This window comes from Candidatus Eremiobacteraceae bacterium (genome assembly GCA_035710745.1).
In the GTDB taxonomy this organism is placed as follows: domain Bacteria; phylum Vulcanimicrobiota; class Vulcanimicrobiia; order Eremiobacterales; family Eremiobacteraceae; genus JANWLL01.
Genome location: DASTCX010000039.1, coordinates 25,227 through 51,480 on the forward strand (window position 1 = coordinate 25,227; position 26,254 = coordinate 51,480).

The following is a 26,254-nucleotide window of genomic DNA, read 5'->3' on the forward strand; positions in this document are numbered from 1 at the left end:
CATGGCCGACGTCCCCATCGACATCGCGTACATCTCGCGATTGGCGCGCATCTCGCTAACCGGCGAGGAGTCGTCGCGCTTCTCGGGGCAGTTCGTGCGCCTTTTCGATTTCATCCGCGAGCTCCAAGCGCTCGACGTCAGCGGCGTGCACGCGACCGCCCAGGTCATACCGCTTTCGAACGTCATGCGCGAAGACGAGCTCAAGCCGTGCCTGACGCAAGACGAGGCGCTCGCGAACGCGCCTGCCCGTGAAGGGCCGTTCTTCAAGGCGCCTCGGATCCTCGAGTGATGGAAACCGGCCACGACATCCGCGATGCGATCGCCCGGCGCGACCGCAGCGCCGAAGAGGTGACTCGCGCGGCGCTCGACGCCATCGGCCGCGTCGAGCCCTCGTTGCGCGCCTACATCACGCTCCTGCCCGAGCGGGCGATGGCAAAAGCGCGCGAAGTCGACGCGAAGATCGCCAAAGGCGAAGCGATCGGCAAGCTCGCCGGCGTGCCGACCGCCGTCAAGGATCTCTTCTGTCTGAAGGACGCGCTGACGACGTGCGGGTCGAAGATCCTCGCCAACTTCAAACCGCCGTTCTCATCGACCGTCGTGCAGCGGCTCGACGCCGCCGACGCCGTCATCGTCGGAAAGACGAACATGGACGAGTTCGCGATGGGCTCGTCGTGCGAGAACTCTGCGTTTTTCCCGACCCACAACCCGTACGATCTCGAAGGCGTGCCCGGCGGCTCGTCAGGCGGCAGCGCGAGCACGGTGGGCGCCAGGTCGGTGCCGCTCGCCGTCGGCACGGACACCGGCGGCTCGATCCGCGAACCCGCGTCGTTCTGCAACATCGTCGGCGTGAAGCCGACGTACGGCCGGGTCAGCCGTTACGGCATGATCGCCTTTGCCTCATCGCTCGATCAGGCCGGACCGATGACCGCCGACGTACGCGACGCGGCCGATCTGCTCGGGGCGATCGCCGGCTTCGATCCGATGGACTCGACATCGGTCGACGTGCCGGTGCCGGATTACGGCGCCGGCCTGCGCGATGATCTCAAAGGCGTCCGCATCGGCATCGTCCGCGACTTCGAAGAGAGCATCGCGGTCGATCCGAAGATGGCCAAGCTCTATAAGGATGCGTACGAGGACCTCGCTAAGCTCGGCGCCACGTTCGTGGACGTGACGCTTCCCCACGCGAAGTACGGCCTGGCGACGTACTATCTCATCGCGCCGGCAGAATGTTCGTCGAACCTCGCGCGTTACGACGGCACGCGCTACGGCGTCCGCAAGGACGGCGACGCCGACGTCTATGCGATGTTCGACAAGACGCGGACGGCCGGGTTCGGCGATGAGGTGAAGCGCCGCATCATCCTCGGCACGTATGCCTTGTGCTCGGGATACTACGACGCGTACTACGTGCGCGCCCAAAAAGTGCGCACCCTTATGAAAAACGATTTCGACGCGGCGTTCGCCGCGTGCGACGTCATCGCGTGCCCGGCCGTGTCGTGCCCGCCGTTCGAACTTGGAGCGAAGTCCGACCCGGTCGCGATGTACCTCATGGATTACTTCACGATCCCGATGAGCCTTGCGGGGATTCCCGCGATGTCGGTGCCCGGCGGCTTCGTCGACGGCCTTCCCGTCGGGTTGCAGATCTGCGCGCCGGCGTTCGAGGAAGCGCGCATGCTGGCCGTCGCGCACGCGTACGAGCAGGCGACGCGCCACGCCGACAAGCTCCAACCGGTGGTGTCATGAGCGCCGAGATGGAGACGGTTATCGGACTCGAGGTCCACGTCGAGCTCAGCACCAAGAGCAAGATGTTCTGCGGCTGCCTCAACGAGTTCGGCGCAGAGCCGAACACGCACGTCTGCCCCGTCTGCCTCGGCATGCCCGGCACGCTGCCCGTGATCAACAAACGCGCGGTCGAGTACTTGTGCAAGTCGGGCTTCGCGCTCGAGTGCACGGTCGCACCGTTTTCGAAGTTCGACCGGAAGAACTATTTCTATCCGGACATGCCGAAGAACTATCAGATCTCGCAGTACGACATGCCGCTGACGACCGGCGGTCGCGTCGTGCTGCCCTCGGGCAAGGCGATCCGCCTGAACCGCATCCATCTCGAAGAAGACACGGGAAAAAACGTCCACGCCGGCGGTCACATGACGACCTCGGAAGCGACGCTCATCGACTACAACCGTGCCGGCGTGCCTTTGATGGAGATCGTGAGCGAGCCTGAGATCGGTTCGCCCGATGAAGCCGAGCAGTACCTCATGGCGCTGCGCGACGTCATGCTCTACATCGGCGTGTCCGACGTCAAGATGCACGAAGGCTCGCTGCGCTGCGACGCCAACGTCTCGATCCGTCCTGTCGGCGCCAAAGAGCTCGGCACGAAAACCGAGATCAAGAACATGAACTCGTTCAAGTCGGTCGTCGCGGCGCTCGAGCACGAGATCTCGCGGCAACGCGCGTGCGCCGCGTCGGGCGAGCGGATCGTGCAAGAGACTCGCGGTTGGGATGAGGTGCGAGGTCTTACCTATTCGATGCGCTCGAAAGAGCAGGCGCACGACTACCGCTATTTCCCGGACCCCGACCTGCCGCCGCTCTCCCTCGACGAAGCGACGCTCAAGCGCTGGCGTTCCGAACTGCCCGAGCTGCCTGCGCAACGCCGCGAACGGTTCATGACTCAGTACGGTCTGCCTCAGTACGACGCCGGCGTGCTGACGCAATCGCGTTTCGACGCCGACTACTTCGAAGCGGTGGCGTCGGCGTCAGGCGATTCCAAGCAAGCATCGAATTGGCTCATGGGCGACGTCCGCAAGTCGCTCGAAGGGCACGGCCTCACGTTGTCGACGTCGAAGATGACGCCCGCGGCCCTCGGTCAGCTCATCTCGATGGTGAAGAGCGGTGCGATCACCGGCAAGGCTGCCAAAGAGGTCTGCGACGTTCTCGTGGCGGACGGCGGCGATCCGAAGGCGATCGTCGAGCAGCGCGGTCTCGCGCAGGTGAGCGATGAGTCGGCGATCGCGGCGATCGTCGACAAGGTGATCGCGGCTCAAGCCGAGTCGGTCGCAGCGTACAAGGGCGGCAAGGCGAAGGCGCTCGATTACATCGTCGGGCAGGTCATGCGCGAGAGCCGCGGCCGGGCGAACGTCGACGTCGTCAAGCGGCTTCTCACGGAGCGATTGGGGTGAACGGTCCGGGCGAGCGCTTCGGCGAAGCGACGCTCGCCACGCTCGAGTTCCCGCAAGTCATCGAGCAGATCGCGGCGTACGCGACGTGCGACCCGGGCGGTGGATCGGTGCGAGCGTTGCGGCCATATCCGGACCGCGCGCAGGCCGAAGAAGATCTCCGGCTCGTCGACGACGGCGTTTCCATGTTCCAAGCCGGAACCGAGTTCGCATTCGGTGGAGCAGTCGATGTCGCCGACGCGCTCGACCGCGCTGAGGTCGGTGGTGTCCTGGGAGGCGTCGAGCTGCGCGATATCGCGCGTTCTGAACGCGCCCTCGCGACCGCGACCACAAAGATCAAGAAGTATTCCGACGGGCGACCGAAAGACGCCGACCCACGCTCGACCTCGCAAAGAGAAAAGGGAGCGGTCGAGATTCATCTCGACCGTCGCGGCCTTGCAGTTTTGGCTGATCAACGCGCGGATACCGCAGCTTTAATCCGTCGCCTCGAAACCGCCGTCGACGGCGACGGCGCACTGACCGACGCCGCATCGTCCGAACTCGCGCGTCTGCGCCGCCAACAGCGCTCCCTCTCGGACGACATCCGAAAACGCGTCGACTCGATCGTCCGCGATGCCTCGACCGCCAAACTGCTGACCGAGGCGATCGTGACGACGCGGGGCGGGCGATACGTCGTGCCGGTTCGGGCCGACGCCGCCGGGCAGTTCTCGGGCGTCGTCCACGGACAGTCCGCATCGGGAGCGACCGTTTACGTCGAGCCGATGGCGTGCGTCGAGGCGAACAATCGCCTGCGAGGGCTCGAGGCAGAGGAAGAGCGCGAGACGCAGCGCGTGCTCGCTGAGTTGTCCGCGCTCGTCAGCGGACACGTCGAGGCGCTCCGCTCGAATGGCGCACTCGTCGCGCGGCTCGACTCGATCGGCTCGCGAGCGCGCTGGGCGGTCGCGACGCGCGCGATCGCACCCCGGCTTATCGAGGCGAGGAGCGTCCGCATCGCGCATGGTCGCCATCCGCTGCTGCGTCGCGCGGCCGTACCGCTCGACGTCGAGGTAGGACGCGATGCCGACGCCGTCGTCATCTCCGGGCCGAACATGGGCGGCAAGACCGTCGTGCTCAAGACGATCGGTCTGTTCTGCGTTCTCGCGCACTCCGGCATCCCGCTGCCGGCGAGCGCCGGCACCGAGATCGGCGAATTCGATCACATCGCGTGCATCATCGGCGACGAGCAATCGATCGCGAACAACCTGTCGTCGTTCGCCGCGCACCTGCGAGCCTTGCGTGCGGCCATCGAGCGCGCCGGCCCGCGGTCCCTCGTCCTCGTCGACGAGATCGGCAGCGGCACCGAGCCCGGCGCGGGTGCTGCGCTCGCGCAAGCGTGCGTCGAGGCGCTCCTAGCGGCCGGCGCACGGGTCGTCGTGACGACACACTACGCGCAGCTCAAGGTGTTCGCGGCTTCGCGCGATCGCGTCGCGAACGCGTCGATGCTCTTCGACGCGGCTACACACGAACCGACGTACTTGCTCGCGATGGGCGTTCCGGGCCAAAGCCTCGCGTTCGCGCTTGCGGACTCGATCGGTATGGACGCGACGATCGTCCGGCGAGCCGAGACGCTCCAAGGCGAAGATGCGCAACGACTCGAGCGTGCTTTCGCAAATCTCGCCGAGGAGCGCGAACGCCTGCACGAGCAGTCGGCGGCGGCGGAGCGCGAACTCGACCGGCTCCGCGGCGTCGAAACGGAGCTCCGCGAACGCGTCGCGGCCGCCGAGAAGGAGCGCCAGTCGTTCGAACGCCGCGCATCCGAAGCGCTCGATCGCGCCGCTCAAACCGTCCGCGACGAGCTCATCGCGAGGGCCGAGCGCAGCGAGAGCGATGCGCGCCGCCAGCGTACGGGAACGAACGTCGATGCGACGGACGCGATACGCCGCACGATGGCCGACATCCGGCGTAGTCTCGGTCTCGACCAGAGCGCGCCGGCGAGCGCCGCGCCGAACGCGTACAGCGTCGGCGATCGCGTCTACGTGAGGACGTTCGGCCAGACGGGCATCGTCAGCGAAGTCTTCGAGCGCGACGTGCTTGTGACGATGGGTTCGGTGAAGGCGGTGGTCTCGCGGGCGGATCTGACGCGCGATCCGGCGGTGACGACGAAGCAAGGCGCAAGCGGGACTCGTGCGACGTCGCTGCAGCATGCGGAGTCGCGCGTGGCGTCGCTCGACGCGTCGACCTCGATCGATGTCCGCGGCATGCGGGTCGACGAGGCGATGCCGATCGTCGACAAGGCACTCGATGACGCGAGCCTCGCGGGTCTTACGACTTTGCGCGTCATCCATGGCAAGGGAACGGGGCAGCTCGGCCGCGGCATCCGCGATTTCCTCAAAGGTCACGCGCAGGTACAGGCTGCCGCGTTCGCGCCCGACAACGAGGGCGGCACCGGCGTCACCGTCATCACGCTCCGCTAGGCGAGGGATGAACGGTCGCGAGGACGTACAGAGCGCATCGATGACAACGAACCCGCGCGCGCAAGTCGAAGCGCTTTGCCGCCGCTGCGTCGACGTCGTTACGCGAGAGGACCTCGAGCGTCGGATCGCGGCCGGCAAGCCGCTCAAAGTGAAGCTCGGCATCGACCCTTCGGGGCCGATGCTCCATCTCGGGCACGCGGTCGTTCTGCGCCAGCTCCGCGATTTCCAAGACTTCGGCCACGAGGCGATCCTCGTCGTCGGCGATTTCACCGCGCAGATCGGCGACCCGACCGGGCGGCTCAATGCGCGCAAGCCGCGCACGCGCGAAGAGATCGAGTCCGACATGCGCTCGTATGCGCAGCAGGCGTCGGCCATCATCGACATCGCGCGGACGCGCGTCGTCTACAACAGCGAGTGGCTGTCGAAGCTGACCTTGGCCGACATCATGGGGCTCGTCGCGAAGACGACCGTCGCCCGCATGCTCGAACGAGACGACTTCTCGAAGCGCTACGCAGAAGGGTCGCCGATCGGCCTCAACGAGTTCCTCTATCCATTCGCGGTCGCGTACGACTCGGTCGTGCTCGACGCGGACGTCGAACTCGGCGGCAACGAGCAGCTGTTCAACCTGCTCATGGGCCGGCGGCTGCAAGACGATCTGGGCAAGCCGCCGCAGATCTGCATGACGCTGCCGATCCTCGAAGGGACCGACGGCGTCCAGCGGATGGGCAAAAGCCTGAACAACTTCATCGCGCTCGGCGACGAGCCGAACGACATGTTCGGCAAGGTCATGTCCGTGCCAGACGGCTTGCTGGAGCGTTATTGGACGCTGACGACGACGGCGAGCGACGAAGAGATCGCACAGCAGCTCGCTGCCGGACCCCGCGACGCGAAGGTCGCGCTCGCGGCGGCGATCGTGACGCTCTATTGGGGCCACGAGGCGGCGCGGAGCGCCCGCGAGCATTTCGAGCGCACGGTCGTCAACAAAGAGCTGCCGGATGAGGTCCGAGAGCTCACCCTGACCGCAGACGATTCGAGCGCGAACGTTTCGAAGCTGCTCGTGCTCGCCGGCTTCGCACCGTCGAATCGCGAAGCGCAGCGGCTCGTCTCGCAGGGCGCAGTGAAGATCGACGGCATCCGTGTGGATGACGCGCGTCACACCGAGTCCTCTTGGGACGGCAAGGTGCTGCAAAAGGGCAATCACCAGTTCGTCCGCCTATCAGCAAGACCGCGTTAAAAACGCTTCATCAGCCGACCACTAAGAGTAGAGAGGGTCGGCATCAAGATGAACATCCGCATCGTCACCGCATGTGCAGCGCTCGCAATGATTTCAGCAACGGCGGCGTATGCGCAAGATCAATTCTCGGTCACACCGCCGAGTGGGTGGGTGCCGGCAGGCGGCCCCGCCGGCGTGCTCGGACTGTGGGTCGATCAAAACCCGAACGACTTCAGACAGAGCATCAACCTCGTGTCCGAGGCGTACCCCGGTTCGCTTGAGGAATACGTCGCCGACAATCGCGCGGCACTCGCGCATCAGGAGCAAGGTCTCAAGTTCGGACCGGAAGCGGACTCGACGACGTGCGGCGGCCATCCCGCGCACTTCATCACATGGGAAACGACCCTTCTCGGCCACGATCTACTCTTCGAGCAGATGATCTCCGTCTGGAACGGTCGCGGTTACGTGCTCACATATACGCGTCAATCGGGCGAGCCCGAGCTGACCTCAGCCCGCGTAGCGCTCACAACCCTCTGCATCCGCTAGAACTAACCAACGCAATTGATCTTGTAGCGGTCGAGCTTTAGCTCGACCGGCCGAGCGAAGCTCGGCAATCATGACGCCGACTCTAGGATCTCTTTGATCGCGTCCGGTGAGAAGTAGTAGCGCTGACCGCAGAAGTCGCACCGCGCCTCAGTGTCTTCCGATGACGACGCCATTTCGACGAGCGCATCGTGTCCGAGGCCGACGATCGCCTTGGCGACGCGCTCGGCGTTGCAGCGACATGCGAACTCGATCGGATGCGTGCCGGCGATTCGCGGCTCGAGCCCATCCGCGAGCTTACGGACGAGATCTTCGGGCGACAGACCATCTCTTACAAGCGCGCTCACTTGCGGCATGGAACGAGCGCCGCGCTCGAGCACATCGATCGTCGAGGTATCGGCGCCCGGCAGCAATTGCGCGATGACCCCGCCGGCGGCGAGCACGCCGGCCGGGTTCGCGAGGACGCCGACCGCGACGACGGTCGGGATCTGTTCCGATGAGGCGAAGAATTTTGCGAGGTCCTCGCCGATCTCGCCCGTCGCGAGCGGCACGGCGCTCGTGTACGGTTGCCCGGTATCGAAGTTTCGAGTGACGTGAAGCGATCCGCGGCCGACGAGGCCGGCGACGTCGAATTTGCCGCGCGAGTTCAGCGGGCGTTCGGCCGTCGGGCGTAGCGGAAAGCCGCGAACGCGGCCGCCGGCAGCGACGTCGGCGACGAGACCGCGTACGGGGCCGTCGCCCGAGATCTGCAGCGTGATGCGCTCGTTGCCGTTGAGCGCATGGCCCATGAGGGCTGCCCCCGTGAGCAATCGTCCGAGCGCAGCCGTGACGGTCGGAGAGCAATTGTGGCGCGCCTGCGCCTCTCGCACGAGCTGCGTCGTCCGCGCCGCGATGATGCGCACGGTATCACCCGCTGCGAGCGCGGATACCGCGTAGTCTTCGGACATCGAGTGATTTCTTCATCGGTCGCGCCGACAGGTCCGCCCTGCGAGCCGCAAGAAGCCGCCGCGCGTGAAAGGCAGACGAAGCAACCGCTCGATCGCGGTCATTCATGGGCCGAATCTCAACTTGCTCGGTACGCGCGAGCCTGCCGTTTATGGAACGATGACGCTCCGCGATGTCGACGCGGCGATCAAGAAGCTCTGCAAGAAGCTCGGATGCGCGGTGACGACCGAGCAGCACAACGGTGAAGGCGACATGATCGATGCGGTCCAAAAAGCTGCCGCGCGCGGCAGTGCGATCGTCATCAACCCCGGCGCGCTCGCGCACTACTCGTATGCTTTGCGCGATGCGCTTGCCGCAGCCGCAGTGCCGAAGGTCGAAACGCATTTGACGAACATCCAAGCACGAGAGCCGTTCCGCAGGCGCAGCGTGACCGCGGCAGCGGTCGACGGAACCGTCGGCGGGCTCGGCGTCGACTCCTATCTGCTCGCGATTCGCGCGGTAGCGGCCCGTCTCGACTCGCGAAGCTGAACGAACGTCCGACCGGAGGAGAAGGCATCGCCTGGTCTAACGCAGGCGGAAATATTTTATGTGCCGGGGGAGACGACGATGACGAAAGCAGAGCTGATCGAAGCCGTTGCCGAGAAGACCGAGCTGACGAGACGCGATGTTGGCGACGTCGTCGATACTCTGTTGGAGGTCGTCAAGTCCGCCCTGCAGCAGGACAAGAAAGTGCAGCTCATCCCGTTCGGCAGCTTCGAAGTGCGCGAGCGTCAGACGCGCGAAGGCCGCAATCCGAAGACGGGCGAGCGGCTGACGATTCCAGCACGCCGCGTGCCGGCATTCCACGCGGGCAAAGATCTCCGCGACGCGGTCAACAAACCGAAGAAGAAGTAAAATGCCTGGGAGCGGTCGAGATTTATCTCGACCGCCGCGGTCTTTCGATGGCGCAGAAAATGGAGCGGTCGACCTTTACGGTCGACCGCCGCGGCCTTTCGAAGCGACAGGTCGGCTCCGGTCGAGCTAAAGCTCGACCGCTACAAACAATTTTGCTAGCGGGCGAAGCTCATCGGACGGTCGCCGAGCGGGATCGGCGCACCGGCACGCAGCGTTGCTAGATCGATCGGCAAACAGTCATTGTCGTCTTGATCGACGACGAAGAGCGTCGAACCCGAAGCATCAAGGCCGACTGCCACCGGATCGAGCCCTGCCGGAATAGGCGCAAGCGCGGTCATCGTCGTCAGATCGATGCGTGACACCTCGTTCGACCCGAAGTCGGCGACGTAGAGGGTCCGATTGTCGGGCGAGACGACGAGCCCCCTCGGCGCCACGCCGACCGGGATCGGCGGCCCCGGCTTGCGCGTCGCGGTGTCGATCGGCGTGACGTCATTGCCCGCGAAATCGCTGATGAATAACCGGCGACCGTCTGGTGAGATCGCGATGCCGCGCGGATGCGCTCCGACGATGATCGGCGCGAGCGGCGTCTCCGTGCGCGTGTCGACCGGCGTCACGTCGCCCGAATTGACGTCGACGACCCACAGTATGGAGCCGTCCGGCGAGATCGCGATGTCCTCGGGATTCTGTCCGACCGCGATCGCCTTGCCGACGACATACGTCGTCGCGTCGATCGGCACGATCGTGTTGTCGGCGCCGTTGGCGACCCAAACGGTCGAGCTGTCCGGCGACACCCGCACGCCCCACGGCGATCGGCCGACGGGGACCGTCGCTATGACCGACTGCGACGCCGTGTCGATGACGCTCACCTGGTTCGCGCCGTTGTCGCTCGCGTAGACCCGACGCCCATCGGGGCTGATCGCGACCTCGCGCGGCAGCTCGCCGACGACGATCGGCTGACCGACCGCGTGCGTGCGCGGATCGAACGGTGCGATCTCATTGTCGAAGAAGTTCGACACGTACGCGAGCGCAGGGGCTCGATCGCCGGGACCGATGACTCGGACGACACCGGTGACATGCGCGAGCGCAGCGCCGCTCGCCGATACACCAGAAATCGAGAAATCGTACAGTCCGCTCGGCGTGCGTGGCGCCACCGAGACGGTCGCGTTCACCGAGCTTGCGGCAGCTGCTGCAGCGTCGAGGTGACCGCTCAAAGGCGAAATCGTCAACGGGTCTAGTGCCTGCGCCGTCCACGCGATCGTATCAGGCGTCGTGCTCGCGTTGTCGACGGCGAATCTGAACGACGCCGACGTGCCGGCCATTAGCAATAACTCCGCCGGCGCCGGCTGCATGAGCGACGACGCGGTGAACGCCGGGAACTTCGGTGAGCCGGCGGCATACGACGGCGGCGCGTCGGACAGTGCGCTTGCCCAGTACCGATTCGGTGTCGCGCTCGCGGCCACGAGAAGCCGCAGCGGCTTAGAGGCGTCGAACATGACCCAGCTTCGCGTCCATGGCGCGCCATCGAAGCGCACCGACCTCACATACGCGGCATCGGCAGATGCGCCCGGTGCGATGACGTCGATCGCCGCGCCGTGCGGCACGCGCACGCGTGCATACGGGAAAAGCGGCGTGCCGAGATCGAGCACAGGCGCCGCGATATCTTGCGGATACAACCCGAGAGCGCACCATACGTACCAGGCGCTCATCGTGCCGAGATCGTCGTTGCCCGGAATGCCATCCGGCGTGTCGCCCCACAACTGCGTCATGACATCGCGGATGACCGATTGCGCTTTCCAGGGCGCACCGGCGGCGAGATACGCCCACGGGCTGCCGATGCTCGGCTCATTGCCCATCCACGCATACGGTTCGGCTTGGCCGGCGTCGATCTGCGTGAAGAACGCGTCGAGCGCCGCGACCGCGCGCTCGCGGCCGCCAAGCCCATCGATGAGCGCCGAATAACCCTGCGGCACCATCCACGTGTATTGCGCTGCCGTTCCCTCTTGAAAACCGCTCTGCCCGTTCTCGGTGAGCGGCGCGCGCTCGAACGCCCCGTCACGGTCGCGCGGCGTGATGAGTCCGCTCCAGCCGTCGAAGAGATTCGTCCAGTTCTCGGAACGCGCGGCCATCACCGACGCGGTCTGCGAATCGCCGAGCGAGCGCGCGAGCTGTGAGATGGAATAGTCGTCGAGAGAATATTCGAGCGTGAGCGACGCGCCGTTCGCGAGCGGGGCGACGTTCGTCGTATGATCGTTGACGACGTAACCGCGCGAAAGATACTCGTCAAGACCTGGGCGTTCGACATACCAACCTTGCCCCAGCGGGCCACCCGAACGCGTCGCGCCCTTCACCATCGCGCTAAGCGCAGCGCGTGCGTCGAAATCGCGCGCTCCAAACGCGTACGCGCCGGCGATGATCGGATCGGACGGATCGCCGCCCATGACCGCCGTCTCCGCGTTGACGAGCGACCACTTCGGCAGCCAGCCGCTTTGCGCAGCCGCATGGACGAGCGATCGCATCATGTCACTCGTGCGAACGGGCTCGAGCATCGCGAGCAACGGCACTTCGGTCCTGTAGATATCCCATCCGGAAAACGTCGCGTATTCGACGTGACCGCGATCGACGAAGTGAACTCGACCGTCGAATCCGCGATAGTGGCCGTCCGAGTCACTGTAGATGTTCGGATGGAGCATCGCGTGATAGAGCGCGGTGTAGAACACGCGGCGCTGAAGGTCGGTGCCGCCGCCGACAAGGACGCGGCCAAGTTCGCTATCCCATGCCCGATGGGTCGAGGCGCGGACCGCGTCGACATCCCACGAGTGCGCCTCGGCGCGTAGATTCGCGCGAGCACCGTCGACGCTCACCCACGAAAGTGCAGCCCTGACATTGACGGTCGGATTGACGGTCGTATCGAAAGACACCCACGCGCCCGAGCCGATACCGTTCGCTTCGTCCGCGCCTGTGTTGATCGTCTTCGCAAGCCACGTGCCGTGCGCCGCGAACGGACGATCGAAGTCGAGCACGAAGTAGACTGTGTACGTTCCCGGCATGCCGCAGAACCATCCGCTCGACGCCGAGCCGACGATCTCCGTCGAGCTCGAGACGCGCACGTCGGACGTCGAGACGCCGTTCTGATTCGACGACGCATTGACAAGGATATCGGCTTGCGGCGACGGTGGGAACGTGAAGCGGCCGAGGCCGGTGCGCGACGTCGCGGTCAGCTGGACGCGGACGCTCGGCATACCGACACGGATCTCATAGTAGCCAGGTGATGCGATCTCCGATGCGTGCGAGAACGCCTGGGTCGCCGCTGCGGGAGCCGTCACAGGTCCGATCATCGGAAGGATGCCGGCGTCGCCGAATACGTTACAGCCCGGACCGCTCAGGTGCGTCAGACTAAATCCGGTGATGGCCGAATCGCTATAGTTGTATCCGCCGCCTGCCGGCTGCGATGGCGTGTCTGGGCTCCACTGCACCATGCCGAAGGGCGCGTCGGCGCCGGGAAACGTGTCGATCGCTCCATCGTAGCCGTTGCCGGACGTGCCGATAAGCGGATCGACAAACGCGGCCGGATCTGCGACGACAGCGGGCGCGGCCGAGATGGGAGCGGGCGCGGCGATGAGCGCCAGCGTCATTGCGAAAGCGATCATGCGCGTCGCTTTCAATGGGCGCCGTGGCCGGTCCCGTCAATCGTGTCTCGCCGCCGTCGGGTCGGCAGTATCTCGACGCGACCGCGTTGTAACGTGGAGGTCATGATACCGCTCGGTGACGCCTCGCGACGTCTGACGTCCGCGCCGGTCGTCACGATCCTGCTCATCGCGATCAACGTGGTCGTATTTCTCGTCGAACTCGCTGCCGGCGATAAGTTCGTCGCGCAGTGGTCGGTCACGCCCGCCGATATATGGGCGGGGCACGACCTCATCACGATCGTGACCGCGATGTTCCTCCACGCGAGCTGGTCGCACATCCTCGGGAACATGGTGTTCCTCTACGCCTTCGGCCCCGAGATCGAAGACGCAATGGGGTCGGTTCGGTACCTCGTGTTCTATCTCGTCGGCGGAGCGATCGCGATGCTCACCCAAGTCGCGGTCGACCCCCACTCGACCGTGCCGAACCTCGGCGCGAGCGGCGCCATCGCCGCTGTCATGGGCGCGTTCATCGTCACCTATCCGCGCGACAACATTCGGACGCTGCTCTTTTTCTGGTTCTTCATCCGCATCACGTTCATATCGGCGTGGGTGCTCATCGGCCTGTGGTTTCTCATACAGCTTTTCGACGTCGGTGTGGTCGCAAGCTCGCAAACCGGAGGCGTCGCATATATGGCGCACGTCGGGGGCTTCATCTTCGGCGTCGTCTTCGGACGATTGTTCGACAACAGCGCGCGGCTTGCGAGCCAGACGCTCAATACCGACGACTCATAGAACACGGCCCGCCGAGTTGGCGGGCCGTGCTTGTCGCTGTACAGATCGTAGGCGAGGTCTTAGAGGTGGAAGCCCACCTCGACGCCGAGGCCGCTCGGGTTCACGCCGAGCGTCTGCGGCACGATGTGATAGTCCAGCTGGAGCGACGCGTTGCTGCCGAGGTTGAAGCCGGCGAACACCTTGCCGCCCGGGCCCGTCCGGCTATTCGACGTGCCGTCGCCAAGCCGGACCGACGTGTTGTACAGGCCGACGCCCGCACCGAAGAACGTGGGTCCCGTCATGCCGCGGACATCGAGGCCGAGTCCGCCGCTATGGACGTAACCCGAGTTGCGCGCGCCGCCCAAGTAGTCGAAGTAGGCGTCCGTCGCGCTCGGCGTCAGGCCACCAGAGGCCGACAAGCGGTAATCGAGACCTGCTGTCAGTTGCGTCTCGCCACCGAAGAACTTGTCGCCGCTCGAGCCCGGGAAGAACGCGCCGAGGCGCAGATCCATCGAGTTCACCGGCCACAAGCCGGTCGTCGTCGTCGAAGCAAGGGCCTGCGGAGCGAACATCGCCGATGCCGCCGCAAGACCGATCGCGGTTATCAGAAATTTCTTCAACATGCGTTTGTCTCCGATCTTTCAGATTTGCCCGTCGTACATTGTTCCCGGCATGTGACAAACGGTAACGCAGCATATGCGCGTCCCGTACGCGTGAGCGGTACGGGACGAAACGTGAAGTCGCTCGAAGTCGGGTGTCCGGAAGTGGGCGCGTCAAACGTCGTAAGGTCGGAGAACAACTCCACCTATAAAATCACAAAGGAGCACGAGCCATGAGTGACTTTCTTTTCCTCTATAGAGGCGGTCAGCGCGCCGCCGACGCGGCCGAGTCGGACAAGGTCATGCAGAAGTGGGTCGCTTGGATGGAAGATCTCGGGTCCAAGGGTCACCTGAAGGATCGCGGCCAGCCGCTCGACCCCGCCGGCAAAGTCGTCCGCGGCAAGCAGAAGGTCGTCACCGACGGCCCGTATCCGGAATCGAAGGACGTCGTCGGCGGCTATACGCTCATCACCGCACGCGATCTGGCGCAGGCAGCCGAGTTGTCGAAGGGATGCCCGATCTTCGACACCGACGGCGTCGTCGAAGTGCGCCCCGTTATGGAGATGTAGTGGTCGAAGAGCCGCTCTTTAGGCGCGAGTCGGGGCGGATGATCGCCGCCCTGACCCGCATCTTCGGGATCCACAACCTCGCGTTGGCAGAAGACGTCGCCCAGGACGCCTTCTGCCGCGCGCTCGAGATCTGGCGTCTGCGCGGTGTGCCAGATAATCCGGGCGCGTGGCTCATGACCGCAGCGAAGCGCCGCGCGATCGACGTGTTGCGGCGCGAGCGAACGGCGCGCCGGTTCGCGCCGGATCTCGGTCGCCTACACGAAAGCGAATGGACCCTCGTCCCTACGCTCGACGCGTTGTTCGAGCCCTCGGCGATCAAAGACGACCAACTGCGCATGATGTTCTCGTGCTGCAGTCCGCGGCTTTCGGAAGAAGCGCAGATTGCGCTCATCCTGCACCTTCTCTGCGGCTTCACCGTCGGGGAGATAGCGGCCGCGTTCTTGAGCGGTCATGCGGCGATCGAAAAGCGCATCACGCGCGCGAAACACGCGCTCGCCCAGTCATCGGGGCTCTTCGATCTTGCCGACCGCGACCTGCCGAAACGGCTCGCGAGCGTGCAGCGCAGCCTCTACCTGCTGTTCAATGAGGGCTATCACGGCGCCTCACCTGAATCGTCCGTCCGCACCGAGCTATGCCGCGAGGCGATGCGCCTTGGAGCGCTCCTCGCTGACCATCCATCGACGTCGACGCCCGCGACGCTCGCGCTTTGCGCGCTCATGGTGCTCAACGCGTCTCGACTGCCCGCGCGGGTCGATGCGGTCGGCAATCTCAACTCGCTGGCGGACCAAGATCGATCGCTCTGGGATAGGGCGCTCATCGCACGAGGGATCGAACTCCTCGATCGGTCAGCCATCGGCGATGAGCTGAGCGAATACCACATCGAGGCGGCCATTTCGTCGGTCCATGCGCGCTCGTATGCCGCTGCAGAAACGGACTGGAAGAAGATCGCCTCGCTGTACGATCTTCTGATCCGCGCCAAGCCATCTCCCGTCGTCGCGCTCAATCGGGCCATCGCATATGGCCACGCCGATGGGCCGGACTGCGGGCTGGCCGAGATCGCCGCGATAGACGACCTGTCAAGGCTCGAATCGTATCCGTTCTACCACGCTGCGCTCGGCGAGTTCGAACTCCGCCGCGGCGATGGCGTCAAGGCGCGCGACCATTTCGAGGCGGCGCGTAAAGTCGCCCGCAATGCAGCGGAGCGGCGATTCCTCACGCAGCGCGCCGAGGCGTGTGATGCCAAGAGCGGGGCGAGCGTGTGAAGGCCAAGCCCGTCGTCGACCGCGGCGAGCGTACCCGCAAGAACCATCCGCGCATCGCTAAGCCCACGCTCTCAGATCACCTCGCGGTCATGACGCGTGCGATTTTCCAGGCCGGCCTCAGCTGGGCTCAGATCGACGCGCAATGGGAGCGTCTTGTCGAGGCCTTCGAAGGCTTCGATCCGGTTAGGATCTCTCGCTACGATCACGACGACGTGCGCCGGATCCTGGCCACGCCGGGGATATTGCACAGCGAACGCAAGATCCGCGCGGCGATCGACAACGCGAAGGAGATGCTCGAGCTCGATCGGGAGCACAAAGCGTTTCGGGCTTATCTGCGCTCGCATGATACGTATGCCGATTTGACGGCCGACCTGCGGCGCAAATTCAAATACGTCGGCGACGTGAGCGCGTACTACTATCTCTTCAGGGTCGGCGAGAAGGTGCCGCCATTCGGGCGCTGGATAAAAACTGTCGAAGGCGACCATCCACGAATCCGCGAGATGGTCAAACAAAAATAGAGATGGGGAGCGGTCGAGATTCATCTCGACCGCCGCGGTTAGACCCAATGAAGTGTGGATGGAGCGGTCGCCCTTCACGGGCGACCGCCGCGGTCTGACCTGTGCGCGATATCGAGCTGGAGGCCCGTCTCCGGTCGAGCTAAAGCTCGACCGCTACAGGTCTCAGGAGAGCGCCTCGATGCGGGCGACCAAGTCTTCGCACGTCGTCGGCGAGTGCCCGGCATAGTCGTCGCTGACGTAGACGAAGAGATCGTCGACGTTTTTGCGTGCCTTCGCGAGCAGCCGCGCCCAGGCGTCGAGCGACTCGCTTCGGTCGACCTGAACCCGATCGTAGTGCTCGAACGCGGTCAGACCCATGAGCCGTGCATAGGCGAACCCGAGTTCACTGCCTTGCTCTTCGAGCACTCGCTGTGCGAGCTCGAGGGTCGAATGCGGGCCTTCGGTCGCGGCGAGAGCGAAGCGCTGGCTGCGTGCGGCCTCGAACAGCGCGTCATCGAACCAGTCGCGGTGACGAAGCTCGAGGACCGTGTTGACGTCGGGCGGCAGATGCTCGTCGAGGAACGTGTAAAGGCGCGTTTTGTTCGCGGGCGTCGGGCGAAAATCGCCGCCGCATTGGAGCAGGAGCGCTCCGAGTCGCGGGCCGAGGAGCCGCGCGCGGTCGACGAACCACGTGAAGCTCTGGCCGGCATCTTCGAAATGTTTTTTATGCGTCACTTCGCGCGACACTTTGAGCGCGAACGTGAACTCTTCGGGTGCGGCGTCGCGCCATGCGACGACCGTCGACTCGCGCGGCCGCCCGTAGAACGTCGAGTCGACCTCGACCGACGAAAAAAGGCGTGCGTAGAGCGCGAGCATGTCGGGCGGTTTTGTCTCGGCGGGATAGACGGAACCGATCCAGTCCTTCTCTTGCCACCCCATGCAGCCGATGTGAAGGCGACCCGACATTGCTAGTGGCTGTTCATCTGCTCGAACAGCACCCCGCGCTCTTCGGCAGACGCGTTCATCGACTGGACCGAGAATCCGTACGTCACCTCACGTTTGCCCTCGCGAAGCTGCTCGAAGGCCGAGTCGACAAAATCCTCGAGCGGCACACCAAATGTGTGGAGGCCAACGCCGCCGAGGTCCGTATCGACCGCGGGAGGGATGATCTCGATGACCTCGACCGAGGTGTCCGCGAGCTGATGTCGCAACGACAGCGTGAACGACCGCATGGCCGCCTTCGTGGCGCAATAGACGGGCACGGCCGTGCGGGGCACGAATGCGAGTCCGGACGTCACGTTGAGGATCGCGGCGTTCGGTCGTTTGGCGAGCCGCGGCGCGAACAGAGTCGACAGATGGATGGGCGCCTCGAGATTCGTCGCGATCTCTTTATGCATCGCCGGCCAACCCGGATTCTCAGCCAGCTGCAGCCGGTTCTGTATGCCCGCGTTGTTGATGAGGACGTCGAGTTCGGGGAACTCGCTGAAAACCCATTCGGTCAGTTCGACGCGGTGTTCCGCATCGGCCACGTCGCAGACGTGCGTCCGTAGCGCGCGATGTTTCCCGTGTGCTTCCTCGAGCTTGTCGGCTCGGCGCCCGCAGAGGATGACCGTATTGCCGGCCCCGAGAAACCGCTCCGCGAGCGCGAAACCGATGCCGCTTGCGCCGCCGGTGACGAGTATGGTGTGTCCGCTGATATCCATTCCGCTGGATACACCTTCGCGTCGCCGCCCCACCTTCAGAATCGGTAGACCTGTCCCGGCGACTTCGAAGAACGGAAGCGCGGGCGCGTGCGAGAAAACGGTGGCGCGTTAGCTCGGCAAACAGCGGGTTGAGCCTCGCATTCCGAAGCCACGCTCGAACTTGACATGTCCGCGGCATTGAAACGCTACCATGCCGTCTGATAAACTATAGCCTCATGAGCCGACTCGAGTTCTGGTTCGACTTCGCGAGCACGTACTCGTATGTCGCCGCGATGCGCATCGACGATCTGTGCCGAGACGCGGGCGTCGCGCTCGAATGGGTGCCGTTTCTTCTCGGCCCGATCTTCCAGCTTCAAGGGTGGAACGACTCGCCGTTCAATCTCAACGAGCGGCGCGGCGCCTACATGTGGCGTGACCTCGAACGCTTGACGGCGAAATTCGGCCTGCGTTGGAAACGCCCGACGATATTTCCGCGTGCGTCGACGCTTGCCGCACGCGTCGCATCTTCGGTCACCGACGAGGTGTGGTGCGGCGACTTCGTCCGCGCTGTCTACGTGGCGAATTTCGGCGACGACCTCGATATCAGCGACGAGCGGGTCATCGTCGGAGTGCTCGACGGGCTTGGGCGCGACGGCAGCTCGATCGTCAAACGAGCGCTCGAGCCCGAGCGGCGCGGCCTGCTCCGCGTGAACACAGAGCGCGCGATCGAACTCGGTATCTTCGGCGCGCCGAACTGCATCGTCGGCCGCGAACTGTTCTGGGGAGAAGAAGCGCTCGACGACGCGATCGCGTGGTCGCAAAAGGAGAGTTGATAGTGCGTCATGGCGTGCTAGCGGCGTCGCTCTTGTTCTTGACCGCATGCGGTCCGGCATACGCCGGCGACGCGACGACGTTTCGCGGCGATTCCGCGCATTCAGGCGTCTACCAGGGCACCGGAGTCACCAAGCTCGCCGGCGTCAAGTGGACGTTCCACACGCACGGCTACGTCAACTCGAGCCCCGCCGTGTCGAACGGCGTCGTTTACGTCGGAAGCACGGACGGGAATGTCTATGCCGTCAGCGCCGATACGGGCACGTTGCGCTGGAAGTTCGCGACGGGCAGCCGCGTCGTCTCATCACCGGCGGTGACGAACGATGGCGTCTACCTGCTGAGCTATGACGGCTTTTTCTACGCGCTCGACAATGCGAACGGCAAGGTGCGGTGGAAGTTCAAGACGGGCGGCGAGCACCGCTTCGAAGCGCCGCATCTCCACGGCACGCTGCCCGTGAACGAGATCATGCCGGACCCGTTCGACATGTACCTATCGTCGCCGGTCGTCACCGACGGCCTCGTCTACTTCGGAAGCAGCGATGGGAACGTCTACGCGCTTGACGCGGCGAGCGGGGCGCTGAGCTGGAAGTTCAAGACCGGCGACGTCGTCCACGCCTCACCGGCGATCGCGGGCGGCACGCTGTACGTCGGCAGCTGGGATAGCTATTTCTACGCGCTCGATGCGAAGAGCGGGAAGGTTCGTTGGCGTTTCAAGACCGGCGCGGACCCGGTCATCCACAACCAAGTGGGGATACAATCATCCGCGTCGGTCGGTCGAGGCATGGTCTACTTCGGCTGCCGCGATTCGCACCTGTATGCGCTCGACGCTGCGACCGGCGCTCTTCGCTGGTCGATCCCGACGCACGGGTCGTGGGTGATCTCGTCGCCGGCGATCGACGGCGCACACGTCTATTTCGCGACGTCTGATAGCGGCCTGTTCTATTCAGTCGACGCGCGCACGGGCAAGGTCGGTTTCTCGCTCGACTTCAAGCAATGGCCGATGTTCTCGTCGCCGGCGATCGCGGGCCATATGGCATATATCGGTTCGCACGACGGCAAGCTGATCGCGATCGACGTCGACCGCGGGGCAGTCGCCTGGACGTTCCGCACCGATGGGCAGAAGAAGAGCGGGGCGACGTATACGAACGCCGACGGCACGCCGAACTACGAGGCAGCGTATCCCGGTACTTTCTACGACGACCTCATCGTCGGATATTCGCGGCTCATGACCGTCGGCGCCATCATCTCATCGCCGGTCGTCGACGGCGATTCGCTCTATTTCGGGAGCACGGACGGGAATCTGTACGCGCTTCAGGTCCGACAGGACGGATAGAACGATGCACGTCGTGATGAATATCCACAAGCCGCTTCCTGGTAAGGGCGAAGCTCTCAAGGCCTCGATGCGCCGGTACGGAGCCGCGGTGCGAACGCAGCCCGGCCTCATCGATGTCTACGCGATCGAAGCGACCGACGGAGCGCTTATCGGGCTAGCGATGTGGGAATCAAAAGAGGCGTGCGATGCGGGTCGCCTGGCGGGCCGCGCCGCAGTCGAAGACGATCCTTTCGATGAGTGGGAATCGGAACCGGTCATCGGTTTCGAAGGTGAAGCGCGGTAAGCGCGCCGTCGATCAAGAAGAGAGAGGCGAATCGAATCGTTCGATCGCCTCTTTTGTACGTCTAGGCCGCGGCGGTCGAGCTAACGCTCGACCGCTACAGCTACACGCGACTAGAAGGCGCCGGTGCCGTTCGGCGAGCCGAGTCCGGTCGGCCCGTCCCAACCGCTGCGAGCGTTGCAGAGATCGGTTCCGCAGCCGCCGTTGCTTCCGGACGTGACGTCGTTGAGCGAGCCGGTGTGTGCGTACGGATACGACGGACCCGTGCTGCCCGGGTTGCCCGCGAGCGCATACACCGACGCGACGATCGGCGACGCGACGCTCGTTCCGCCGAACACGAGCCATCCGCTGCCGCCATCGGTATCGTAGACGGCGACACCCGTGTTAGGATCGGCGACGGCCGACACGTCCGCGTACGCTCGGCGCGCACAGACGCTCGTGATGTTCGATATCGTCGATTGCCAGCTCGGCTGCGCGACGATGCCGCTGCAGCCGCTGCCGGCTCCGCTCCATGCGGTTTCGGAGCGGGGGCTCGTGCTTTGCAAGCTCGTGCCGCCGATCGCTGCGACGCTCGTCAGGTCCGCCGGGAATTGCGCCGTCGGACTGAATCCACTGTCGCCAGTGCTCGCGGTGATCGTGACGCCCGCGTGGTTGTAGTTGGGGCCGTACGTGGCGACGATGGCCGAGCTTTCCGATCCGCCGTAGCTATTGCTCACGACGTTCGCGCCGAGCGATACGGCCGTGTTCTCAGAGGTGGCGAGATCGGCGAAGCTGTTCGTCGTGCCCTCGACGAGCAGGATGTGGCAGTTCGGGCAGACGGCCGACGCCATGTCGAGATCGAGCGAGATCTCTTGGGCCCACCCGGTGTTGTTCGCCGGATAGTTGCCTTGGACGCCGCTCTCATTGACTTTGCGGAAGCAACCGTTCGCGGTCGTGCATGCGGCCAAACCGAACGTCGAGCGATACGTCGCCAGGTCAGACTCGGCCGTCGGATCATCGAACGCGTCGACGATGCCGACCGTCTCCCCGGATCCGCCGGTCGACGATGGCAAATTGTACGCGGTCTGGAGATCGCACGGTTGATAGCCGCTGATCGACTGCACCGGACAGTTGCCGCTCGAAGGTGACGGCGAGGGCGACGGCGGCGGCGATGGTGACGGCGATGCCGACGGAGTTGGCGTCGGCGAAGGATTCGGCGTCGGACTCGGACTCGGCCGCGGCGTATGATGACGGTCCGGCGTCACACCGAAGTCCGGACCGACAGCCGACACGGTTCCGATGTCCGTGCGCCGGATCGCGTGACAGCGCGCGAAGCCTGGGCCGACCGCGCGGCACACCGCCGCGGCGGTGCCGGGGAATATCCGGGAACCGTGCTCGATCGGTCCGGCGCCGCCTGACCCGAAGCCGGGGATCGCGTTTGAATTGCCAGTGCAGGCGGCACTGATGAATGCGACGATGACGCCCGCGCCCATCGCGAGGAAACGCATTGCCCTGCTCATGCCCAACCTCATTTCATGTGCGGAAACGGAAGCGAAAGAATAAGCTTGCTTCGTTTCGCGCAGCCATGAGCGGCTTCCTCACGCCGAACGCTCGCTTGGAGTACTGCCTAGTGCTCCGACCAAGTCCACGACATGATGCGCCAGCCGACGGACGACTTGCCGAGGACGAGCGTGAAGACCGAGGCGGGCTCGACGCCGGGCTTTCCGCTTTGAAGCCAATTGAACTTGACCGGCACGACGACGTAGGCGCGATCACCGTCGATCATGAGCTGCCAAGGTTTTCCCATCGTGACGGTGCCGTTCGTGATATGGTTCTCTCGCGCGTTGTTCTGATATGCCTTACCCCAGTCCGCACACGCCGTCGCTCCGGTCCAGATGTGCGGGGCGAACTCGTCGACGACCGTCGCCGGCGACGCGCACGCTTTCGCGGCTGCCGTGAAGTCTGCGCGATTGTAGCCGTCGACGAACTGATTCACGGTCGCCATCACGGCCGACTGATCGGATGCGTGCGCCGAAGTCGGTGCAGCGACGATGGTCAACATCGCGGCGACCGCCGGTACCGCGAAACGCCTGTAGTCCATACGAACCTCCGATGTACGTGTGCAGAGCGGCGATGCAAAACCGCTCGGCGTGGTTGTCGAGCGGCTTCGATTCGCTATTCGTCCGGTCTTTCAGGTCAGGGCGTCAACGAGAACACCGTGCCGCATCCGAAGCCAGACGAACATGCAGGCCTGCCGCCGAACTGCGTCGCGCCGTAGAGGTTGCCATCGGGCCCGAATATCAGCTCGCCGTAAGGAACATAACCATCGGCGCCGTGGAGAAATGTGTGGAGCACGGTCTCGTTCCACACGCCTGAGCCTCCAGGCTTCGTCAACGCAAAAGCGACGCCGCAGCCCGATCCCGTGCATCCGTTGCCGATCCCCCAGATCTGCGTCGTACCGAACACCATGCCGCTCGCGCCGACGATGACGCCTGCTAGGGGAGTTCCGCCATCCCCGAGACCTTTGAATCCGTAGAGGATCGTGTGACCCCACACTCCGTTGGCGCCCTGGTGGAGACGGAACACCGTGCCGCACCCGGTGCCGTAGCAGCCTTGAATGCCGCCCGAACTCGTCGTGCCGAAGAGATCGCCGCGCGAATCGAACGACACGCCGGCAGTCGGGTCGAAGCCGTCGGACTGGCTCTTGAACGAGTAGATGTCTCGATACGTCCACTTCCCGCCCTGCGTCGGCGGCAACAGCTCGAAGACCGAGCCGAGATGAAAGTCGCCGTCTTCGTACGACGTGCCGTAGACGTTACCGGCGCCGTCGAGCGCTACGCCGCCGCCTGTTCCGCCGGACGCCTCGAAGCCGCTGCCATGCGCGGGAAAACTGTGGAGGATCGTCTCAGCCCAAACGCCGCCGGTTTTCGTCAGCTCGAAGACGGTGCCGCAACCGCCTTCACAACCACCGGTGCCGCCGGACGCGGTCGTGCCGAAGAGATGCGCCCCTTGAGCGTCGATTGTGACGTCAGCGCGCGGATTGATACCGTCGCGTCCGTCATCTTGAAAATCGTGGATGATCTGGTAACGCCAACGAGCGCCTTGTCGCGTCGGAGGCGAGAGTTCGAAAACGAGACCGCACGATCCGCACGTGCCGCCAAGCCATGCCGTGCCGAACAGGTTGCCATTCTGGTCGATCGCGAGTCCGCCCCACGGAGAAAGGCCGCTCGCGATGCTGTGATATGAGAACCGGTGGATGATCGTCTCGCTCCACGTACCGCCCGGCAAAGCAGGCGGCGACATCGCGAAGACGACGCCGGCGCCCCCTGACGAATTGCCGCCCCAAAACGTCGTGCCGTAGATATTGCCGGCTCTGTCGAAGACAACGCCGCTCCTCGGTTCAAAGCCGTCGAATCCGGCTTGGAACTTGCGAAGGACGGTTTCCTGAGACTGCGCATGCGGGAAGGAGAAAAACGTCGTGAACGCAGCGATGACCGCGAGCAGAGCACTATGCATGGCGAAGCCCTCCGGTCAGGCATTGTATCATACCAATTTGATAACCGGCTGAAAAAGGGCTTCATACGTTCTGGCCGTAGGTGGCGCCATGTTCCTTAAAGATGCACCGGCGGCCGATGACGCCCGTTCCTGGCTCGACGAGAGCGCCGCTGCCGACGGCTATTTGGCGAACCATACTAGACTATGGGCGTGGCGCCCGGATATGGACCGGGACTTCCTCGGGCTTCGGGAACGACTGCTCGCGACGACGTCGCTGAACGGACGCGAGCGAGCGCTTATCGTCAGCGCAGCAGTAAGCGAGCTAGGCGATTCCTATTGCTCGATCGCGTGGGGCACGAAGCTCGCTTCGCTCACCAGCGACAGAGATGCCGCGCTTGTCATAGCGGACCGCGATCCTGAATCGTTGACGACGCGTGAGAAAGCTCTTACAAAGTGGGTACGCGTGACGGTGCGCGATCCTAACTCGACGACGAAAGCAGATGTCGAAGAGCTCCGCTCGGCCGGTCTTAACGATCGCGAGATCTTCGAGGCAACGCTGCTCGCTGCGTACCGCCTCGCATTTTCCACGGTCAACGACGCGCTCGGATGTACCCCGGACCGCGAACTGTACGACGCCGCGCCGCCTGAGCTGAGGAGCGCCGTCACGTTCGGCCGCGGGGTACACCCATAGAGAGCGCATTCTACCAGACTACCTGGGCGTAGGGTTTGCAGCCATCGCTCGGCGAGCTCCAGGTCTCGGACGAACCTGAGATCTCGATCGTGGTCGCTATATCGTCTGGGTAGTATCGCGACGGGCACGTCGCCGGGGTCGTTTGCAGCCCGTGCAATGCGCTGCTGCTGAGGACCGCCGTGAGCGCGAAGATCGGTAACCATGTGCTCATCTGTGTTTACCTCCTGTCTTTCTTACACAGCGAGTACACCGCAGCAGACGTGAAGGTTCAAAAGAGATCTCGAATCGCGCATCACACTGAGAGCACACGACGAAAAAAGGACCTCGCGGTCCTTTTTTCATCTCGGGAAACTTAAAGGCTTCGGTTCGGCTCCGTGAGGGCGCCTAGTACGAACCGTGCGGGCTCGTCGCGACGCCGAACGCCGACGTGATGGTGTTCGTGATCGAGTTGAAGTGCGTGCCGCTCGGATAGCGGACCTCGTTGACGGCAGTGAACGGCTGAGTTATCCAAAGCCGATCGCCGCTCGCTGTCAGCGCGAGGTCGAACGCGAGCGAGAAGCCGGTGATCTGCTTCGACGGTTTGGTCTGGCCCGGCGGAAAGACATCGACGCCCGGGATGAATTGATCGACGACTAAGAGATCCTGGTTCGAGTCGATCGTGGCGCCGCCCGCATTTCCGATGTGGATGCCAAGATTGGTTCCGGTCGAGGATCCAGGCGCGAACTCGAGCACTTCGCCATCGTTGAACGTGTTGTCGTTATAGGCGAGGAATAGATCGTTGTTCTTGTCGAGCGCGAGGCCCTCGGGACCGCCGTTGATGTCGATGATCTGCGATGGCGAAGAATGGTGGGGCGCATACTCGACGAGTCGCCCATTCGTACCCGAGTCCCAATCGGAGACATACACCGAGCCATCGAGTCCGACGACGACGTCGATCGCCGAACCTGCTCCCGTGAGCGTCCGGAACGGCGTTATCTGCCCTCGATGATAGACTGTCACCGTGCCGCCGCCGAAATTACAGACGTACAGATTTCCATTTGCATCGACAAACAGCCCATTCGGCGCCGCGACGCCGCTCGTGATCGCTCCGACCGGGGACTGATTCTGTCCGAGCTGCGGGAAGATGTATACGGTCTGACCGCCCTCATCCGATACATAGATGATATGCTGGGGCAGCGAGGCGCTGATCCAACCTGGTCCAGGATTCGCTCGCCAGACGAGTTCGCGATTGCGCTCGCTTGGTGCGAGGAAGTCCAGACGATGACTGAGTGACGCGCCTTGAGTCGGTTGCGCGGGAGGCGCCGCGAATTGCGGGCCCGCAAGCGAACAGCCGGCGAGCAATACAATGGCAGTCGCCGTGACAATTTTCCAAGCCTGTGTCGTGGGAGCCATTTGCCGTCCCTCCTCAAGAATGGCAAGTG

25 protein-coding genes are annotated in these 26,254 nt (G+C 64.3%); 16 read left to right on the forward strand and 9 right to left on the reverse strand.

The genetic code is table 11. The annotated features are described in order from the left end of the window. The first annotated feature begins 1 nt into the window (after position 1). The 6 genes from gatC to VFO25_13560 are packed head-to-tail and all read left to right on the forward strand — an operon-like array spanning position 2 to position 7,382. Positions 2-289, forward strand: a complete 288-nt coding sequence (gene gatC, locus VFO25_13535) for an Asp-tRNA(Asn)/Glu-tRNA(Gln) amidotransferase subunit GatC (GenBank protein ID HET9343925.1) — start codon at positions 2-4, stop codon at positions 287-289. Beyond that, positions 289-1,740: an Asp-tRNA(Asn)/Glu-tRNA(Gln) amidotransferase subunit GatA gene (gene gatA / locus VFO25_13540; GenBank protein ID HET9343926.1), complete on the forward strand. Its 1,452-nt coding sequence runs from the start codon at positions 289-291 to the stop codon at positions 1,738-1,740. The genes gatC and gatA overlap by 1 nt, the downstream gene beginning before the upstream one ends. Further along, complete coding sequence (gene gatB / locus VFO25_13545; GenBank protein HET9343927.1) at positions 1,737-3,173, forward strand: Asp-tRNA(Asn)/Glu-tRNA(Gln) amidotransferase subunit GatB; 1,437 nt, start codon at positions 1,737-1,739, stop codon at positions 3,171-3,173. Before gatA ends, gatB begins: the two co-directional genes overlap by 4 nt. Next, positions 3,170-5,623 (forward strand): endonuclease MutS2, encoded by a 2,454-nt coding sequence (locus VFO25_13550; protein HET9343928.1) that lies wholly within the window; start codon positions 3,170-3,172, stop codon positions 5,621-5,623. The genes gatB and VFO25_13550 overlap by 4 nt, the downstream gene beginning before the upstream one ends. Positions 5,624-5,663: 40 nt before the next feature. Next, a complete protein-coding gene (tyrS, locus tag VFO25_13555; protein HET9343929.1) occupies positions 5,664-6,857 on the forward strand; it encodes a tyrosine--tRNA ligase in 1,194 nt (397 codons plus the stop codon). 48 nt (positions 6,858-6,905) lie between these two features. Beyond that, positions 6,906-7,382, forward strand: coding sequence for a hypothetical protein (locus VFO25_13560; GenBank protein HET9343930.1), 477 nt, complete (start codon positions 6,906-6,908; stop codon positions 7,380-7,382). Positions 7,383-7,450: 68 nt separating this feature from the next. On the opposite strand, the gene hslO is transcribed toward VFO25_13560, so the two are convergent. Beyond that, on the reverse strand, positions 7,451-8,326 hold the full coding sequence (gene hslO / locus VFO25_13565) for an Hsp33 family molecular chaperone HslO (GenBank protein ID HET9343931.1): 876 nt from the start codon (positions 8,324-8,326) through the stop codon (positions 7,451-7,453). A 64-nt stretch (positions 8,327-8,390) separates the two neighbouring features. Between hslO and aroQ the strand changes: the two genes are divergently transcribed. Further along, complete coding sequence (gene aroQ, locus VFO25_13570; protein HET9343932.1) at positions 8,391-8,852, forward strand: type II 3-dehydroquinate dehydratase; 462 nt, start codon at positions 8,391-8,393, stop codon at positions 8,850-8,852. 78 nt (positions 8,853-8,930) lie between these two features. Further along, entirely contained in the window at positions 8,931-9,218 is a 288-nt protein-coding gene (locus VFO25_13575) for an HU family DNA-binding protein (GenBank protein HET9343933.1), read from the forward strand. Between the two features lie 155 nt (positions 9,219-9,373). On the opposite strand, the gene VFO25_13580 is transcribed toward VFO25_13575, so the two are convergent. Then, entirely contained in the window at positions 9,374-12,865 is a 3,492-nt protein-coding gene (locus VFO25_13580; GenBank protein ID HET9343934.1) for a GH92 family glycosyl hydrolase, read from the reverse strand. Positions 12,866-12,967: 102 nt separating this feature from the next. Here VFO25_13580 and VFO25_13585 point away from each other — a divergent pair, with 102 nt between their 5' ends. Beyond that, the gene (locus tag VFO25_13585) at positions 12,968-13,636 is read left to right on the forward strand and encodes a rhomboid family intramembrane serine protease (protein HET9343935.1); all 669 of its coding nucleotides are present in this window, start codon (positions 12,968-12,970) and stop codon (positions 13,634-13,636) included. A 59-nt stretch (positions 13,637-13,695) separates the two neighbouring features. Here VFO25_13585 and VFO25_13590 read toward each other — a convergent pair whose 3' ends face one another. Beyond that, positions 13,696-14,238, reverse strand: a complete 543-nt coding sequence (locus VFO25_13590) for a hypothetical protein (protein HET9343936.1) — start codon at positions 14,236-14,238, stop codon at positions 13,696-13,698. Positions 14,239-14,447: 209 nt separating this feature from the next. On the opposite strand from VFO25_13590, the gene VFO25_13595 reads away from it, so the two are divergent. The 3 genes from VFO25_13595 to VFO25_13605 are packed head-to-tail and all read left to right on the forward strand — an operon-like array spanning position 14,448 to position 16,563. After that, a complete protein-coding gene (locus VFO25_13595; GenBank protein ID HET9343937.1) occupies positions 14,448-14,783 on the forward strand; it encodes a YciI family protein in 336 nt (111 codons plus the stop codon). Then, positions 14,726-16,045 (forward strand): DUF6596 domain-containing protein, encoded by a 1,320-nt coding sequence (locus VFO25_13600; GenBank protein HET9343938.1) that lies wholly within the window; start codon positions 14,726-14,728, stop codon positions 16,043-16,045. Before VFO25_13595 ends, VFO25_13600 begins: the two co-directional genes overlap by 58 nt. Then, positions 16,042-16,563, forward strand: a complete 522-nt coding sequence (locus tag VFO25_13605; protein HET9343939.1) for a DNA-3-methyladenine glycosylase I — start codon at positions 16,042-16,044, stop codon at positions 16,561-16,563. Before VFO25_13600 ends, VFO25_13605 begins: the two co-directional genes overlap by 4 nt. A gap of 162 nt (positions 16,564-16,725) precedes the next feature. On the opposite strand, the gene VFO25_13610 is transcribed toward VFO25_13605, so the two are convergent. After that, a complete protein-coding gene (locus VFO25_13610) occupies positions 16,726-17,508 on the reverse strand; it encodes a DUF72 domain-containing protein (GenBank protein ID HET9343940.1) in 783 nt (260 codons plus the stop codon). 2 nt (positions 17,509-17,510) lie between these two features. Further along, positions 17,511-18,245, reverse strand: coding sequence for an SDR family NAD(P)-dependent oxidoreductase (locus tag VFO25_13615; protein ID HET9343941.1), 735 nt, complete (start codon positions 18,243-18,245; stop codon positions 17,511-17,513). A gap of 215 nt (positions 18,246-18,460) precedes the next feature. Here VFO25_13615 and VFO25_13620 point away from each other — a divergent pair, with 215 nt between their 5' ends. Genes VFO25_13620 through VFO25_13630 form a run of 3 tightly spaced genes read left to right on the forward strand, consistent with a single transcriptional unit; the run spans position 18,461 to position 20,671 of the window. Continuing rightward, a complete protein-coding gene (locus tag VFO25_13620; GenBank protein ID HET9343942.1) occupies positions 18,461-19,057 on the forward strand; it encodes a 2-hydroxychromene-2-carboxylate isomerase in 597 nt (198 codons plus the stop codon). Between the two features lie 2 nt (positions 19,058-19,059). Then, a complete protein-coding gene (locus VFO25_13625; GenBank protein ID HET9343943.1) occupies positions 19,060-20,388 on the forward strand; it encodes a PQQ-binding-like beta-propeller repeat protein in 1,329 nt (442 codons plus the stop codon). Between the two features lie 16 nt (positions 20,389-20,404). Continuing rightward, entirely contained in the window at positions 20,405-20,671 is a 267-nt protein-coding gene (locus tag VFO25_13630; protein ID HET9343944.1) for a hypothetical protein, read from the forward strand. A gap of 110 nt (positions 20,672-20,781) precedes the next feature. On the opposite strand, the gene VFO25_13635 is transcribed toward VFO25_13630, so the two are convergent. The 3 genes from VFO25_13635 to VFO25_13645 form a co-directional block, all read right to left on the reverse strand. Next, the gene (locus VFO25_13635; GenBank protein HET9343945.1) at positions 20,782-22,167 is read right to left on the reverse strand and encodes a S53 family peptidase; all 1,386 of its coding nucleotides are present in this window, start codon (positions 22,165-22,167) and stop codon (positions 20,782-20,784) included. A gap of 107 nt (positions 22,168-22,274) precedes the next feature. After that, complete coding sequence (locus VFO25_13640; protein ID HET9343946.1) at positions 22,275-22,748, reverse strand: nuclear transport factor 2 family protein; 474 nt, start codon at positions 22,746-22,748, stop codon at positions 22,275-22,277. A gap of 95 nt (positions 22,749-22,843) precedes the next feature. Further along, a complete protein-coding gene (locus VFO25_13645; protein ID HET9343947.1) occupies positions 22,844-24,163 on the reverse strand; it encodes a choice-of-anchor tandem repeat GloVer-containing protein in 1,320 nt (439 codons plus the stop codon). Positions 24,164-24,251: 88 nt separating this feature from the next. Here VFO25_13645 and VFO25_13650 point away from each other — a divergent pair, with 88 nt between their 5' ends. Continuing rightward, positions 24,252-24,833 carry a hypothetical protein gene (locus tag VFO25_13650; protein HET9343948.1) on the forward strand — a complete coding sequence of 194 codons (582 nt, stop codon included), beginning with the start codon at positions 24,252-24,254 and terminating at the stop codon, positions 24,831-24,833. 384 nt (positions 24,834-25,217) lie between these two features. Here VFO25_13650 and VFO25_13655 read toward each other — a convergent pair whose 3' ends face one another. Then, the gene (locus VFO25_13655) at positions 25,218-26,225 is read right to left on the reverse strand and encodes a hypothetical protein (protein HET9343949.1); all 1,008 of its coding nucleotides are present in this window, start codon (positions 26,223-26,225) and stop codon (positions 25,218-25,220) included. Positions 26,226-26,254: the final 29 nt, after the last annotated feature.

Excerpts from the sequence above, each read along its gene's own strand:
- VFO25_13655 (HET9343949.1), bottom strand. The coding sequence starts at position 26,225 with ATGGCTCCCACGACACAGGCTTGGAAAATTGTCACGGCGACTGCCATT.
- VFO25_13615 (HET9343941.1), bottom strand. The coding sequence starts at position 18,245 with ATGGATATCAGCGGACACACCATACTCGTCACCGGCGGCGCAAGCGGC.
- VFO25_13645 (HET9343947.1), bottom strand. The coding sequence starts at position 24,163 with ATGCATAGTGCTCTGCTCGCGGTCATCGCTGCGTTCACGACGTTTTTC.
- VFO25_13620 (HET9343942.1), top strand. The coding sequence starts at position 18,461 with ATGAGCCGACTCGAGTTCTGGTTCGACTTCGCGAGCACGTACTCGTAT.
- hslO (HET9343931.1), bottom strand. The coding sequence starts at position 8,326 with ATGTCCGAAGACTACGCGGTATCCGCGCTCGCAGCGGGTGATACCGTG.
- VFO25_13585 (HET9343935.1), top strand. The coding sequence starts at position 12,968 with ATGATACCGCTCGGTGACGCCTCGCGACGTCTGACGTCCGCGCCGGTC.
- tyrS (HET9343929.1), top strand. The coding sequence starts at position 5,664 with ATGACAACGAACCCGCGCGCGCAAGTCGAAGCGCTTTGCCGCCGCTGC.
- VFO25_13595 (HET9343937.1), top strand. The coding sequence starts at position 14,448 with ATGAGTGACTTTCTTTTCCTCTATAGAGGCGGTCAGCGCGCCGCCGAC.
- VFO25_13610 (HET9343940.1), bottom strand. The coding sequence starts at position 17,508 with ATGTCGGGTCGCCTTCACATCGGCTGCATGGGGTGGCAAGAGAAGGAC.
- gatA (HET9343926.1), top strand. The coding sequence starts at position 289 with ATGGAAACCGGCCACGACATCCGCGATGCGATCGCCCGGCGCGACCGC.
- VFO25_13600 (HET9343938.1), top strand. The coding sequence starts at position 14,726 with ATGCCCGATCTTCGACACCGACGGCGTCGTCGAAGTGCGCCCCGTTAT.
- VFO25_13635 (HET9343945.1), bottom strand. The coding sequence starts at position 22,167 with ATGAGCAGGGCAATGCGTTTCCTCGCGATGGGCGCGGGCGTCATCGTC.
- VFO25_13640 (HET9343946.1), bottom strand. The coding sequence starts at position 22,748 with ATGGACTACAGGCGTTTCGCGGTACCGGCGGTCGCCGCGATGTTGACC.
- VFO25_13560 (HET9343930.1), top strand. The coding sequence starts at position 6,906 with ATGAACATCCGCATCGTCACCGCATGTGCAGCGCTCGCAATGATTTCA.
- VFO25_13580 (HET9343934.1), bottom strand. The coding sequence starts at position 12,865 with ATGATCGCTTTCGCAATGACGCTGGCGCTCATCGCCGCGCCCGCTCCC.
- VFO25_13590 (HET9343936.1), bottom strand. The coding sequence starts at position 14,238 with ATGTTGAAGAAATTTCTGATAACCGCGATCGGTCTTGCGGCGGCATCG.
- VFO25_13575 (HET9343933.1), top strand. The coding sequence starts at position 8,931 with ATGACGAAAGCAGAGCTGATCGAAGCCGTTGCCGAGAAGACCGAGCTG.
- VFO25_13650 (HET9343948.1), top strand. The coding sequence starts at position 24,252 with ATGTTCCTTAAAGATGCACCGGCGGCCGATGACGCCCGTTCCTGGCTC.
- VFO25_13630 (HET9343944.1), top strand. The coding sequence starts at position 20,405 with ATGAATATCCACAAGCCGCTTCCTGGTAAGGGCGAAGCTCTCAAGGCC.
- gatC (HET9343925.1), top strand. The coding sequence starts at position 2 with ATGGCCGACGTCCCCATCGACATCGCGTACATCTCGCGATTGGCGCGC.
- gatB (HET9343927.1), top strand. The coding sequence starts at position 1,737 with ATGAGCGCCGAGATGGAGACGGTTATCGGACTCGAGGTCCACGTCGAG.